The 13679-nt window shown below is 58.5% G+C and carries 10 protein-coding genes and 2 pseudogenes; 10 read left to right on the forward strand and 2 right to left on the reverse strand.

All coding sequences use genetic code 11. The features are described from left to right. The first annotated feature begins 34 nt into the window (after positions 1 to 34). The 10 genes and pseudogenes from LKR43_RS10285 (at position 35) to LKR43_RS10325 (ending at position 12541) form a co-directional block, all read left to right on the forward strand. Entirely contained in the window at positions 35 to 1300 is a 1266-nt protein-coding gene (locus tag LKR43_RS10285) for a paraquat-inducible protein A (protein ID WP_227683968.1), read from the forward strand. Further along, a complete protein-coding gene (locus LKR43_RS10290; RefSeq protein WP_227683969.1) occupies positions 1269 to 2942 on the forward strand; it encodes an intermembrane transport protein PqiB in 1674 nt (557 codons plus the stop codon). The genes LKR43_RS10285 and LKR43_RS10290 overlap by 32 nt, the downstream gene beginning before the upstream one ends. Before the next feature lie 13 nt (positions 2943 to 2955). Further along, on the forward strand, positions 2956 to 3597 hold the full coding sequence (locus LKR43_RS10295; protein ID WP_227683971.1) for a membrane integrity-associated transporter subunit PqiC: 642 nt from the start codon (positions 2956 to 2958) through the stop codon (positions 3595 to 3597). Between the two features lie 114 nt (positions 3598 to 3711). Further along, positions 3712 to 7174, forward strand: a pseudogene (gene putA / locus LKR43_RS10300) (trifunctional transcriptional regulator/proline dehydrogenase/L-glutamate gamma-semialdehyde dehydrogenase); the annotation flags it as partial. A 125-nt stretch (positions 7175 to 7299) separates the two neighbouring features. Beyond that, positions 7300 to 7530: pseudogene (locus LKR43_RS16310) on the forward strand (hypothetical protein); the annotation flags it as partial. A gap of 157 nt (positions 7531 to 7687) precedes the next feature. Continuing rightward, positions 7688 to 8845, forward strand: a complete 1158-nt coding sequence (locus LKR43_RS10305; protein ID WP_227683973.1) for a branched-chain amino acid ABC transporter substrate-binding protein — start codon at positions 7688 to 7690, stop codon at positions 8843 to 8845. Positions 8846 to 8965: 120 nt separating this feature from the next. Beyond that, positions 8966 to 9898 (forward strand): branched-chain amino acid ABC transporter permease, encoded by a 933-nt coding sequence (locus tag LKR43_RS10310; protein WP_227683974.1) that lies wholly within the window; start codon positions 8966 to 8968, stop codon positions 9896 to 9898. Further along, positions 9895 to 10983 carry an ABC transporter ATP-binding protein gene (locus tag LKR43_RS10315; protein WP_227683975.1) on the forward strand — a complete coding sequence of 363 codons (1089 nt, stop codon included), beginning with the start codon at positions 9895 to 9897 and terminating at the stop codon, positions 10981 to 10983. Before LKR43_RS10310 ends, LKR43_RS10315 begins: the two co-directional genes overlap by 4 nt. After that, a complete protein-coding gene (locus LKR43_RS10320; RefSeq protein WP_370632092.1) occupies positions 10980 to 11810 on the forward strand; it encodes an ABC transporter ATP-binding protein in 831 nt (276 codons plus the stop codon). Before LKR43_RS10315 ends, LKR43_RS10320 begins: the two co-directional genes overlap by 4 nt. Next, positions 11807 to 12541, forward strand: a complete 735-nt coding sequence (locus LKR43_RS10325) for an ABC transporter ATP-binding protein (RefSeq protein ID WP_227683976.1) — start codon at positions 11807 to 11809, stop codon at positions 12539 to 12541. The genes LKR43_RS10320 and LKR43_RS10325 overlap by 4 nt, the downstream gene beginning before the upstream one ends. Positions 12542 to 12556: 15 nt before the next feature. Here LKR43_RS10325 and dut read toward each other — a convergent pair whose 3' ends face one another. Both dut and LKR43_RS10335 read right to left on the reverse strand, forming a co-directional pair. Then, positions 12557 to 13006 carry a dUTP diphosphatase gene (dut, locus tag LKR43_RS10330; RefSeq protein ID WP_227683977.1) on the reverse strand — a complete coding sequence of 150 codons (450 nt, stop codon included), beginning with the start codon at positions 13004 to 13006 and terminating at the stop codon, positions 12557 to 12559. A 20-nt stretch (positions 13007 to 13026) separates the two neighbouring features. Next, the gene (locus LKR43_RS10335; protein ID WP_227683978.1) at positions 13027 to 13659 is read right to left on the reverse strand and encodes a DedA family protein; all 633 of its coding nucleotides are present in this window, start codon (positions 13657 to 13659) and stop codon (positions 13027 to 13029) included. Between the last annotated feature and the right edge of the window lie 20 nt (positions 13660 to 13679).

Raw genomic sequence — 13679 nt, forward strand, 5'->3', positions numbered from 1 at the left:
CCTTCCGGAATCTGGCTGACCGGTTTGGGCGCCTATGGCCGACCATCCGTTAATCGCTTGTCAGCATTGCGCAACGCTGCATGAGCGGGTGCCTCTGGCACCCGGGTCGCTTGCTACCTGCGTGCGCTGCGGCTATGCCCTGTACCGGGTCAGTGCAGTATCCCTGAACGGCTGGATTGCGCTGGTGGTGGGTGCGATCCTGGTTTTTGCCATAGCCAATTATTTTCCTATCGTCACTCTTAGTATTGGTGGTCTTCAGACCCGCGCTTCCTTGCCGGGCGCCTTGTACCTGACCTGGCAGCAAGGCGATCAGATGCTGGCCGTCATGACGGGATTGTTCTCGTTCTGGTTTCCACTCACTCAATTACTATTTGTGCTGTGGGCACTGCTCGCAATACGTGCAAGACGCCTGCCCGACGATTTTTCGTACGGAATGCGTTTGCTCGGCCATGCCATGCACTGGAGCATGGTACCGGTTCTTATGTTGGGCATCCTGGTTTCCCTGGTCAAGTTCGCCGGCATGGCCAAAGTACAACTGGGGCCTGGCATCTGGGCGTTTGTGGTGCTGGCTTTCCTTCTGACTGGCCTGAGTCGCATGACGGCGCGTCGCCTGTGGGGACTTGCCGAAGACGAGGGCCTGGTTCAGCGGGCCAGCATCGATACAAACCAGTCTGCGCCGGTAACCTCATGCCTGGCTTGCGGCCTGGTGCAGCAGCTGCCAGACCATGAGCATTCAATGCCTTGCCAGCGTTGCGGGGAACGCCTGCATTATCGCAAGCCAGACCAGACATCCCGGGTCTGGGCCTTGCTCCTCGCAGCCTGGATAGCCTACATTCCTGCTAATGTATTGCCCGTCATGCAGATACGCACGGCTGCCAGCGACAGCAAACACACCATACTGGGTGGGGTTATAGAGCTATGGGGCTACGGGTCATGGGATCTGGCCCTGATAGTATTCATTGCCAGCATTGTGGTTCCCATGACCAAGTTGCTGGCCCTGATGGTGCTGATGTCGCGTCGCAGTTGGCGTGGCCCTGTCATTCAGCGCCAGCGTACACGCATGTATGAGCTGGTTGAATTTATCGGACAGTGGTCCATGCTGGATGTCTTCGTAGTGATATTGATGGGGGCCATGCTCGATTTTCCCGGCATATCCCGGGTCATTCCTGGTCCGGCCGCAGTCAGTTTTGGTGTGGTTGTCATACTGACCATGCTTGCGGCCATGAGCTACGACCCTCGCAGTGGATGGGATAAACAAAGAGAAGAAGATGACGGATCCGGACAAGCCTCAACAAGCTAGCACGCCACCAGGCAAGGTCGCTGGCCCATTCGAGCCCGTTGTGAAGACGCGGCGCCAAAGCCGCATATCATGGATATGGCTGTTGCCGTTGGTAGCCGCGCTGGTAGGCGGCTCATTGCTGCTGCGTGGCTGGCTGCATATGGGCCCGGTCATTCATGTCAGCTTCGAATCGGCTGAAGGCCTCGAGATCGGGCAGACCAAGGTGCGCTATAAAGATGTGGTGATCGGGGTGGTGTCCGACATCAAGGTGGCGCCAGACCGTTCCAAGGTCATCGTCAGCGCCGAGCTCAACCGCGAAGGCTCGGAATACATTACCCAGGAAAGCAGCCGGTTCTGGGTGGTTCGTCCGCGTTTGGGCATCAGCGGAGTATCGGGCCTGGGTACCTTGCTTTCAGGCGCCTACATCAGTGTGGATGCATCGGAGTCCAAAGACGATGCCGAGCCTGTTTTTGAGTTCGTAGGGCTGGAAAAGCCACCTGAGGTCGTCAGTGGCCGGCCGGGCAGGCGGTTTACCTTGACCTCTCCAGATCTGGGTTCACTGGAAATCGGGTCTCCGGTTTATTACCGTCGCATCCAGGTGGGTCGCGTCATAGGCTACGATCTTGACTCCGGGGCTGACCAGGTCAATATTCAGGTATTTGTTGATGCACCCAATGACAAGTTCGTGACCAAGGATGCCAGATTCTGGAATGCCAGCGGTGTGAACCTATCGCTTAACGCCGACGGCTTCAATGTTCAGACGGAGTCCCTGGTCTCGGTTCTGGCGGGTGGTGTTGCATTCGCCAGACCTGATGACCTGATTGCATCCGACCCCGAACCGGCCGAGGCAGACACTCGCTACACTTTGTCGGCGACATACGAGCAGGCCATGGCCGACCCTGACGGACCGGCATTTCCCATCGAGTTGCACTTTTATCAGTCTGTACGAGGCCTGAAGGTGGGTGCGCCTGTCGACTTCCGCGGACTGGAGCTGGGCGAGGTGTACGACATCGATCTGGAATTCGACACCAAAACCCGACGGTTTTTTGCTCTGGTCAGGGCCAGGCTGTACCCCTTGCGCTTCGGCGAGGTCTATGAGCGCCTGATCAAGCTTCGACCCACGACGACCGCCGCACCGGGAGCGCCATTGCTCGGGCCCATGATAGAACGAGGTTTGCGCGGCCAGATGCGCGCATCAAACCTGCTGACCGGGCAACAATATGTGGCACTCGATTTTTTCCCGGATACCGAAGCGGTTGATTTCGATGTAAAAACCGTTCCTGCGGTTATCCCGACGATACCTGGCAGCTTCGATCGCCTGCAGCAACAAATCAGCAGCATCGTCAGCAAGCTTGACGGGGTGCCGTTCGAGAGCATAGGAACCGAGCTGAAGAACAGTCTGGTCAATCTGAACGAGTTGCTTGTCAGCCTGGACAAAGAGGTTGCGCCGCAAGCCAGGGGCATGTTGAAATCGGCACAAGAGTCGCTCACGCAGCTTAATAAGCTGCTCTCCGACAACTCACCCTTGAACAGCAATCTTGACCGGACCATGCGCGAGTTGACCAATGCGGCCAAATCCTTGCGTGCGTTGGCCGATTATTTGCAAACGCATCCCACTGCAGTGATACGAGGTCGGGAACAAAGCTTCCCGGTCACACCCTAGAGAGCCCGAACGGATGAACGCCAGTCTGAAAGTTCTGATCTGCGGTATTGCCGGCACATTGCTTGCAGGCTGCGCGGCCGACAAACCCAGTCACTATTACACCCTGATGGCAACCCCCGCACAGACACATGTGGCAGGTATGGCGGCGCCGGATTATGCCATCAGCGTCCAGCCCGTCGAGTTGCCCGAGCAGGTCGACAGGCCGCAGATCGTCCTTACCGACCCGGCTTCCACGCAAGTCATGCCACTGGGCGATTCTCTTTGGGCGGGGCCGCTTTCTACCCAGTTGCGCAACGTCCTTTCCTACGAGTTGTCGAGCCAGCTGGGGGCGCTGGATGTTGCAAGTACCGGCATGCCCGACACGCTTGCGGTCTGGAAGGTGTTCATGCAGGTGCAGCGTTTTCAATCGATATACAACGAACGCGTGTTGATCGACGCCACCTGGCGCCTGACGCCGGTTAATCAGGGCAAGAAGCGATCCATGATCTGCCGCGGCGTCGCGCAAACCACGGTGCAACAGGGCGTGTCTGCACTGGTGGCCGGGCATCAGCAGTCCATGCAAGAGCTGGCCGCACTGATCGCCCAGCAGATCAAAACGGGTAAAACTCCCGTATCGACGCCGAATGTAAACCTTATGGGTTGTACCTATTCCTGATTATTACGATATAGGGTTAACTCTGGTGTAAAAATAGGTGCTACCTGTGTAGTATTTCTGTTTTCCGTCGTGCGTGCGCGTGTGCACGTACATCAAGAAACATGGAATTCTGCTATGGCCACGACTACATTGGGTGTCAAGGTAGATGAAGCACTGCGCGAGCGGCTCAAGGCCGCTGCGGCCAAGTTGGGCCGCACACCGCATTGGCTGCATAAACAAGCCATCCTGTCCTATATCGATGCAATCGAACGAGGCCACCTGCCTGAAGAGATTGCCAGCCTGGCGGCGGGTGATGCCGACCTGTCCGAGCTTGAACCGGCCGTTGCCACGTCCTTTACGCCGTTTCAGCAATTTGCCCACGATGTTCAGCCGCAGTCGGTACTGCGCGCATCCATCACGGCGGCCTACCGGCGCCCCGAGACCGAATGCGTGCCCATGCTGCTCGACAAGGCCCGTAGCGCCCAGCCCAAGCAAACATACGAACTGGCAAAGCGCCTGACTCAGGCGCTGCGTGACAAGGGCACGAGTGGCGGTGTCGAAGGGCTGATACAGGAGTTTTCGCTGTCCAGTCAGGAAGGCGTGGCGCTGATGTGCCTGGCCGAGGCCTTGCTGCGCATACCCGATCGTGCCACCCGTGATGCCCTGATACGAGACAAGATCAGCCACGGCGACTGGCGCTCGCATATGGGCGAATCACCGTCGTTGTTTGTCAATGCAGCGACCTGGGGTCTGATGCTTACCGGCAAGCTGGTAGGTGTGAACAGCGAACAATCGCTGTCCAAGGCATTGACGCGGCTGATCGGCAAGGGTGGTGAACCCCTTATCCGCAAAGGCGTGAACATTGCCATGCGCATGATGGGCGAGCAGTTCGTGGCGGGGCAAACGATTTCCTCTGCCATCGCCAACGGACGCAAGCACGAAGAAAAGGGTTTCCGCTATTCCTACGACATGCTGGGCGAAGCAGCCACAACGGCTGCCGATGCGGATCGCTACCACACGTCTTACGTGCAGGCCATACACGCCATTGGCAAGGCGTCGCAGGGTCGCGGCATCTACGAGGGGCCGGGTATTTCGGTCAAGTTGTCGGCGCTGCATCCACGCTATAGCCGCGCGCAACGTGACCGCGTCATGAGCGAGCTGCTGCCACGCCTGACTGAACTGGCCACGCTGGCACGTCAGTACGACATAGGCCTGAATATCGACGCCGAGGAAGCCGACAGGCTCGAGATCTCGCTGGATCTGCTTGAGTCCTTGTGCTTTGATGACCGCCTGGCAGGCTGGAACGGCATCGGTTTCGTTGTACAGGCTTATCAGAAACGTGCACCTTTCGTCATCGACTACATCATCGACCTGGCCCGGCGCAGCGGCCACAGGCTGATGCTGCGTCTGGTCAAGGGCGCATACTGGGACACCGAGATCAAGCGGGCGCAAGTCGATGGTCTCGAGGGCTATCCCGTCTATACCCGCAAGGTTTACACCGACATCTCTTATCTGGCTTGCGCACGCAAGTTGCTCGATGCCACCGACGCGGTGTATCCGCAGTTCGCTACGCACAATGTGCACACGCTGTCGTCCATTTATCACATGGCCGGGCAGAATTACTATCCTGGCCAGTACGAATTCCAGTGTCTGCACGGCATGGGTGAGCCGTTGTATGAACTGGTTACCGGGCCGGTGGCGCAAGGCAAGTTGAACAGGCCTTGCCGCATCTATGCGCCGGTCGGTACACATGAAACGTTGCTGGCCTATCTGGTGCGTCGCTTGCTTGAAAATGGCGCCAACACGTCCTTTGTCAATCAGCTGGGCGACGAGGATATCTCCATAGACTCGCTGATTGCCGATCCGGTGGCTAGCGCTGCCCGCATACAGCCGCCCGGTGCGCCTCACGACAAGATTCCGCTTCCGCGCGAGCTCTATCTCCAGGCCGATGGGCGTCTTAACTCGGCCGGTTTTGACCTGAGCAACGAGCAGCGTCTGGCTTCGCTGTCGGCGGCTTTGCTCAATGGTCTGGATCAGACCTGGCGGGCCATGCCCCAATTGGCGGAAGCCGACATTGCCTGGGACGATGTGCGTGCCAGGCCAGTGCTCAATCCTGCTGATCACCGGGATGTCGTGGGCTACGTGATGGAGGCAACCGAAGCCGAGGTTGATCAGGCTGTAGCCGGTGCCGCGCATGCGGCGCCGATCTGGGCTGCCACGCCTGTGGCTGACCGTGCGCGCTGCCTGACCCGCGCGGCACAGATACTTGAAGATGAAATGCAGCCGCTCCTGGGCCTTATCGTGCGGGAAGCCGGCAAATCTTTACCCAATGCCATCGCAGAAGTGCGCGAGGCGGTCGATTTCCTGCGCTACTACGCGGGCCAGATAGAGAAGTCATTTTCCAACGATACGCATCGTCCGCTGGGGCCTGTACTTTGCATAAGCCCCTGGAATTTTCCGCTGGCGATATTTACCGGCCAGGTGTCGGCGGCGCTGGCTGCAGGCAACCCTGTACTGGCCAAACCGGCCGAACAGACCAACCTGATCGCAGCCGCTGCGGTTTCGGCGCTGCATCGTGCGGGTGTGCCTGCCGGCGCTGTCCAGCTGTTGCCGGGGCAGGGTGAAACCGTCGGCGCCCGGCTAGTGGCAGATCCTGCAATACGTGGCATTACTTTTACCGGATCCACCGATGTTGCGTTGCTGATTTCGCGCAAGCTGGCCGAGCGTCTGGATGACAGTGGCCATCCGATTCCGCTGATTGCAGAAACGGGCGGGCAGAATGCGCTGGTAGTGGACTCATCGGCCTTGTCCGAGCAGGTGGTGGCCGATGTGCTGTCGTCTGCCTTTGATTCGGCGGGTCAACGCTGCTCGGCCCTGCGCGTGCTTTGCGTGCAGGATGACTGCGCCGACATCATGCTGACCATGCTGCGCGGAGCCATGAAAGAGCTCAGCACAGGCAAGCCCGATATGCTTTCCACCGATGTCGGGCCTGTTATTGATGCCGATGCACGCAATGCGATTCAGGCGCATATCAAGTCCATGCGCGATTCGGGCCACAAGATTGATCAGCTCGACCTCGGTCCCGCCTGCATGAACGGCACTTTCGTGGGGCCGACACTGATAGAAATCGGAGCCTTGTCCGAACTTGGCAAAGAGGTCTTCGGGCCGGTGCTGCATGTTCTGCGTTACAAGCGCGATGAGCTCGGCGACCTGATCCAGGCGATCAACGATACGGGTTACGGGCTGACGTTTGGCGTACACACCCGGCTCGACGAAACCGTGGCCAGGGTTACCGAACGCATTCAGGCCGGCAATATCTATGTCAATCGCAATATCGTAGGCGCGGTCGTCGGGGTGCAGCCGTTCGGCGGGCAGGGCCTGTCCGGCACGGGCCCCAAGGCAGGCGGGCCTTTGTACCTGACGCGTCTGTTGGCACGCAGTCCGGCAGGTCTGCCCGAGTGGTGCCGGATCGAGGCGTCCGGCAACAGTACGCCGCTCGAACTGCCAGGCCCAACCGGCGAGAACAACACGTACTACACCCGCCCAAGAGGCACGGTGCTGTGCATCAGCGCTACCGCCGTGGGGGCACAGGCCCAGTTTGCCGCAAGCCGGCGAACAGGCAACCGTGTCGCATTGCTGGATAATGCCGCAGGTCGAAGCTTCTTCGAGCAGTGCGAGCCGGCTGATCGCCAGCGCATGCAGATGTTTGCACCCGACGATATCGCTCACGCAGACTACGACGCCGTGCTGTTTGAAGGCGACAGCGATGCCTTGCGCGAGCTGAACGGCATCGTGGCGCAGCGCACCGGACCCATCGTATCGGTCCAGGGGCTGAGCAGTGATGAGCTGGCCAACGGTGCCGGCTACCGTCTGGAGCGTTTGCTGCACGAAGTTTCAGTCAGTGTGAATACCGCTGCTGCCGGTGGTAACGCCACACTGATGATGGTGGGCTGAGGTCTTGGTCCATATCGTTGCAACGGCATGGCCTGCCATGCCTGAGCATATTGATTTTGCAGGGTTGTGACCCATCGTTGATGGGTTATGCATTGGGTTTGGTCCGGATTGACTGGTTTCCGGAGCGAACCATACTTTAAACATAACGGAGATAACTATGTCCATCAAAGGATTCAAGCTTTTAGGCGCAACGGCTGCAGTCATGGCAAGCTTTGCATTTGTTCCCGCACAGGCCGCCGACAATACGGTGGTGAAGCTGGGCTTTGCAGCGCCCCTGACCGGCCCGCAGTCGCATTACGGCGAAGACATGAAAAATGGCCTGACCCTGGCACTGGAAGAGGCCAACAAGCAAAACATCCAGCTGGACGGCAAGCCGGCCAAGTTCGAACTGGTCACGCGTGACGACCAGGCTGATCCACGTACCGCCGTGCAGGTTGCCCAGCAAATTGTCGATGAAGAAGTGCAGGGCGTATTGGGTCATTTCAATTCCGGTACCACCATACCGGCCTCGCGTGTTTATAACGACGCCGGACTGCCGCAGATCGCCATGGCTACCTCGCCGGAATATACCCAGCAGGGCTACGACACCACCTTCCGTATGATGACCAGCGATACGCAGCAGGGCGCCGCAGCGGGTGAATTCATCGTCAAGGATCTTGGCGCCAAGAACATTGCCCTTATCGACGACCGCACTGCCTACGGCCAGGGTCTGGCCGACCAGGTGGCCAAAGCCGTTGAAGCCAATGGCGGCAAGGTCATTGCCCGGGAATACACCACCGACAAGGCCAATGACTTCACTGCGATCCTGACCAACATTAAATCCAAATCACCTGACGCCATTTTCTTCGGCGGTCTGGATGCACAGTCGGGCCCCATGCGCCGCCAGATGGTCACGCTGGGCATCAAGGCACCCCTGGTTTCCGGTGAAATGACGCGCAGCGAAACCTTCCTGAAGCTTGCCGGTGATGCCGCCGATGGCACGTACGCATCGTTGGCCGGTGTGCCGCTCAAGCAAATGGCTGCAGGCGAGAAATTCGCGGCTGACTACAAGGCGCGATTCAACGTCGATCCCGGCGTCTATGCTCCGTACGCCTACGATGGCGCATGGAACATGATCACTGCCATGAAAGAAGCCGGCTCGGCTCAACCTGAAAAATACCTGGGCAAGCTCGCAGGCTTGCAGCGCACCGGCGCAACCAGCCAAAACATTGCTTATGACAAGAACGGCGACCTGAAGGAAATCTCGGTCACCATCTATGAAGTCAAGAACGGCAAGTGGGAAATGGTCAAGACCATGGTCAGCAAGTCCAATTGATCGATCCAAGCTGAATACCCCGGCCGCCTGCACTTAAGGCCGGGGGCCGGCGCCTGATTCGGGTCCTGCTCCCGATAATAAGGTCTACGTCAGTAGTACCTTTTTCCTGCGAGTCAAAGCATGGATATCCTTTTACAACAGCTGATCAACGGCGTAACTGTGGGCAGCGTTTACGCCCTGGTCGCCCTTGGCTATACCATGGTCTATGGAATCATAGGCCTGATAAATTTTGCTCATGGCGATGTGGTTATGGTGGGTGCCATGGTAGCCACTACGCTGGTTGCCGCCTTCCTGGGGGCTGATCCGGGCAGTACGTCGGCATGGCTGGCCCTGACGGGCGCCTTGCTGGCGGCCATTCCGTTGTGCATGGCCCTGGGCTGGCTTGCAGAACGCTTTGCTTATCGCCCCTTGCGCCGCGCGCCGCGCCTGGCTGCGCTGATTACCGCAATCGGCGTGTCCATCATTATCCAGAACGTAGCCATGATGGTGTGGGGCCGCAATTACCTGAGCTTCCCGCACATCATCGAGCCCAATATCGTACAGCTTGGTGGTGCACGCATCAGCATGCTGCAGATCATTATTATTCTGTCGGCAACCGCCATCATGGCAGGTCTGCTGCTGGTCGTGCATCGTACCCGCCTGGGTACTGCCATGCGTGCCACGGCACAGAATCGTGAAGTTGCCGGACTGATGGGCGTGAACATCAATACCGTCATTTCAGCAGCCTTCCTGATCGGCTCCGCGCTTGCAGCAGTAGCCGGTGTAATGGTCACCACCTATTATGGGGTCGCGCAGTACACCATGGGCTTCATGCTGGGTCTGAAAGCCTTTACGGCAGCCGTCCTGGGGGGCATAGGCAATCTGGGTGGCGCCATGCTGGGCGGATTGTTGCTGGGCATCATCGAATCACTGGGTGCCGGTTATATCGGCGACCTGACCAATGGCGTTTTCGGCAGCAACTACCAGGACGTTTTCTCTTTCATCGTGCTGATTATGGTGCTGGTATTCCGGCCGTCGGGTCTGCTGGGTGAACGAGTCGGAGACCGCGCATGAGCCATACTTCTACTTCCCGTGCCGGAATCAGTTTCAAGGTCTGGGTGGGCATTGCGCTATGCGGCGTTGTGCTGGCCATATTGCCCTTTGTTCTGGGCATGGCGGGGCAAAGCTGGGTCCGTACCCTGAATTTTGCCTTGCTGTATGTCATGCTGGCACTGGGTCTGAATATTGTTGTCGGTTTTGCGGGCCTGCTTGACCTGGGTTACATAGCCTTCTACGCAGTGGGTGCCTATGTCTGGGCGCTGCTCGCGTCGCCGCATTTTGGCCTGCATCTGCCGTTCTGGGTAGTACTGCCGGCGGGTGTCGTACTGGCTGCATTTGCCGGTGCCATGCTCGGCGCACCAACCCTGAAGCTGCGCGGCGATTACCTCGCCATCGTTACATTGGGTTTTGGTGAAATTGTACGCATCTTCATGAACAACCTGGATGCACCGGTCAACATCACCAACGGCCCGCAGGGTATCAACCGCATTGATACCTTTGCCATAGGTGAGTTTGCTTTCGGGCGATCGCAATCCCTGTTCGGGTTCCGCATTACCGGGCCTGAAAAGTACTACTACCTGCTGCTGTTATTCGTTATTGTCATCGTCATCATATGCGCGCGCCTGCAGAACTCGCGCATTGGCCGGGCCTGGGAGGCAGTGCGCGAAGACGAGGTTGCGGCCAAGGCCATGGGCATCAATACACGCAATATCAAGTTGCTGGCATTTGCCATGGGAGCCAGCTTTGGTGGCGTGGCCGGTGCCATGTTCGCTTCCATGCAGGGCTTTGTCAGTCCTGAAAGTTTCAGTCTGACCGAATCCATCATGGTGCTGTGCATGGTGGTGCTGGGTGGCATGGGCAATATTCCGGGCGTGATATTGGGCGCGATCCTGCTTTCCGTTTTCCCGGAATTTCTGCGTGCTGTGGTCGTACCTTTGCAGCAAACCGTGTTCGGCGATGTCATTCTTGATCCCGACGGCATACGCATGTTGCTCTTTGGCTTTGCACTGGTACTGGTAATGATCTTCCGACCAGCCGGTTTGTGGCCTTCTGCTGTGCGGCGGCGCGAACTTTCCACATCCAGGGAGGGCCAGGCATGACAACGCCCAGTATCAATCCAAATGCCAGTTCCATGCCGGAATTGTTGCTGGTGGCCAGCAAGCTCAGCAAGCGATTTGGCGGTCTGCAGGCCCTGTCCGACGTCAGCTTTTCTATTTGCAAGGGCGATATCTACGGGCTGATCGGCCCTAACGGTGCCGGCAAGACAACCTTGTTCAACGTGCTGACCAGTCTGTATGTGCCTGAGTCGGGCACCTGCAACTTCATGGGGCATCAGCTCACACGCCTGAAGCCGCATGAAATTGCCATCGTCGGGCTGGCGCGCACTTTCCAGAACATTCGCCTGTTCGGGGCGCTCAGCGCCATCGAGAACGTCATGATAGGGAGGCACATACGTACCAAGGCAGGCGTATATGGTGCCATTACCCGCAACAAGGCGACACGCGACGAAGAGGCGGCCATCGAACAGCGGGCACAAGAGCTGCTAGATTATGTCGGCATCGGTGACCGGGCCAATCATCTTGCCAGTGCCTTGCCCTACGGTGATCAGCGTCGGCTCGAGATTGCACGGGCACTGGCCACTGAACCGGCGCTGCTGGCGCTGGATGAGCCGGCAGCGGGCATGAATGCCTCGGAAACCGTCGTGCTGCGCCGCCTGATTGAAAAGATACGCGATGACGGCGTCACGGTTCTGTTGATCGAGCACGACATGAAACTGGTCATGGGTTTGTGCAATCGTGTGCTGGTACTGGAATACGGCAAGGTTCTGGCGGAAGGCAAGCCTGCCGATGTGCAGCGCAATCCCAAGGTCATCGAGGCTTATCTGGGGGCCGGGGCGGCAACCGAACATAACAAGGACGCGTCATGAGCCAGTCAGACACTTTATTGGAAATAAGCCAGCTTGAAGTGGCTTACGGCGGTATTCGTGCCGTGCGTGGTATGGATCTGACGGTCAAGCGTGGCGAGCTGGTGTGCCTGATAGGAGCGAATGGGGCCGGCAAGAGCACGACGCTGCGTGCGATCTGCGGGCTGGTGCCCATCGCGGCCGGAAGCATTACCTATGATGGCCACTCCATAGCCGGTACCCCGTCCTACACGCTGGTGCGGCAGGGACTTGTCATGGTGCCGGAAGGGCGAGGCATTTTCGGTCAGCTGACCATCGAAGAAAACCTGGCCATGGGCGGCTACAGTCGTAAGGATCAGCCTCAGGTACGTCAAGACATCGAGCATGTCTTCGAGCTGTTTCCGCGACTGCAGGAGCGGCGCAGTCAGTCGGCAGGTACCTTGTCGGGCGGAGAGCAGCAGATGCTGGCAATGGGGCGGGCCATGATTTCACGGCCCCGCCTGTTGCTGCTGGACGAACCCTCCATGGGGTTGGCACCGTTGATGGTTGAAAAGATCTTCGAAGTGGTGCGCACCATTGCATCCGAAGGGGTCACCATTTTGCTGATCGAGCAGAATGCGCGGCTCGCACTGGAGATCAGCCAGCGGGCCTACGTGATGGAATCGGGCAACATCATTCTGCAAGGGCCGTCTGATCAGATCATTGACGACCCCAAGGTTCGTGCTGCCTATCTGGGCGAAGAAGAAGCTGCCTGAACCGCCGGGCCGGCGTTAGCCGCGCCCGGTGCTGCCGAAACCTCCGGCGCCGCGTTCACTGTCGTCGAACTCATCCACGATATCGAACTCAATTTGCTGGACGGGAATCACGACGAGCTGGGCCAGCCGTTCCATTGGTTGCAATGTGAAGTCCTCCTGGCTGCGATTCCAGGCCGATACCATGAGCGGGCCCTGATAATCGGAATCGATCAGCCCCACCAGATTGCCCAGTACGATGCCGTGTTTGTGCCCCAGGCCGGAGCGCGGCAGTATGACGGCCGCGTAAGCCGGGTCTGCAATATGGATGGACAGACCGGTAGGCACCAATTCAGTGGCGCCTGGCTTCAGGATCAGGGGTGCATCCATGCATGCGCGCAGATCAAGACCCGCCGAGCCGCGTGTTGCATAGGCCGGCAGGAAATCATTCATGCGCGGGTCAAGTATTCTCAGGGCAATTTTTCTCACGAAACACTCGCTGATCAGGGTTATTTATGGTTGGTTGGACTGCGGCGCTTGCGCATTACTGAGTACGCGATCCACAGTGCAAGGGCCACCGACAGTACGGCACTGACAATCAGGCTGACATTCATGCCGCTGCCATGCATGGCATCGACGCTGCGGCCCGCCAGGTAGCCCGGCAACAGCATCACGGGTACCCAGATGGCGCCCGATGCGATATTGGCAAGCTGGAAACGCAGTTGCGGCATACGCATGACACCGGCGACGCTGGGTACCACTGAACGCAAGGGCCCCAGAAAGCGGCCCGCGAATATGGTGAGCATCCCGTACTTATGGAAAAAAAGGCGTGCGCTGGCAACTGCGCGCCGTTGTTTGTTCAACGGCCAGCTATGTATGATCCTGGGTCCCAGCAGGTGGCCTATGTAGTACGAAATGGCATCGCCCAAGATTGCGCCGGCTATACCCCAGATGAGAACGGGCGCGGGTTCCAGCGTACCGCTGCCGACCAGGCCGCCAACCAGCATCAGCAGTGCCGTGGCTGGAATCGCCAGGCCGATGATCAGCAGCGATTCACCCATCGTCAGCAGACCCAATATGAGCCCGGCCCATTCCTGGTTGGTCTGTATGAACGTGCTGGCGTATTCTATGTATTGATCCATATATCCTTATGGGGGAAGCA

Origin of the sequence: Pusillimonas sp. MFBS29, from assembly GCF_020687695.1 — a bacterium.
Taxonomy (GTDB): domain Bacteria; phylum Pseudomonadota; class Gammaproteobacteria; order Burkholderiales; family Burkholderiaceae_B; genus Pusillimonas_C.

Bases quoted from the DNA above. Each gene is read 5' to 3' on its own strand.
- LKR43_RS10285 (WP_227683968.1), top strand. From the start codon at position 35: ATGGCCGACCATCCGTTAATCGCTTGTCAGCATTGCGCAACGCTGCAT.
- LKR43_RS10290 (WP_227683969.1), top strand. From the start codon at position 1,269: ATGACGGATCCGGACAAGCCTCAACAAGCTAGCACGCCACCAGGCAAG.
- LKR43_RS10295 (WP_227683971.1), top strand. From the start codon at position 2,956: ATGAACGCCAGTCTGAAAGTTCTGATCTGCGGTATTGCCGGCACATTG.
- LKR43_RS10305 (WP_227683973.1), top strand. From the start codon at position 7,688: ATGTCCATCAAAGGATTCAAGCTTTTAGGCGCAACGGCTGCAGTCATG.
- LKR43_RS10310 (WP_227683974.1), top strand. From the start codon at position 8,966: ATGGATATCCTTTTACAACAGCTGATCAACGGCGTAACTGTGGGCAGC.
- LKR43_RS10315 (WP_227683975.1), top strand. From the start codon at position 9,895: ATGAGCCATACTTCTACTTCCCGTGCCGGAATCAGTTTCAAGGTCTGG.
- LKR43_RS10320 (WP_370632092.1), top strand. From the start codon at position 10,980: ATGACAACGCCCAGTATCAATCCAAATGCCAGTTCCATGCCGGAATTG.
- LKR43_RS10325 (WP_227683976.1), top strand. From the start codon at position 11,807: ATGAGCCAGTCAGACACTTTATTGGAAATAAGCCAGCTTGAAGTGGCT.
- LKR43_RS10335 (WP_227683978.1), bottom strand. From the start codon at position 13,659: ATGGATCAATACATAGAATACGCCAGCACGTTCATACAGACCAACCAG.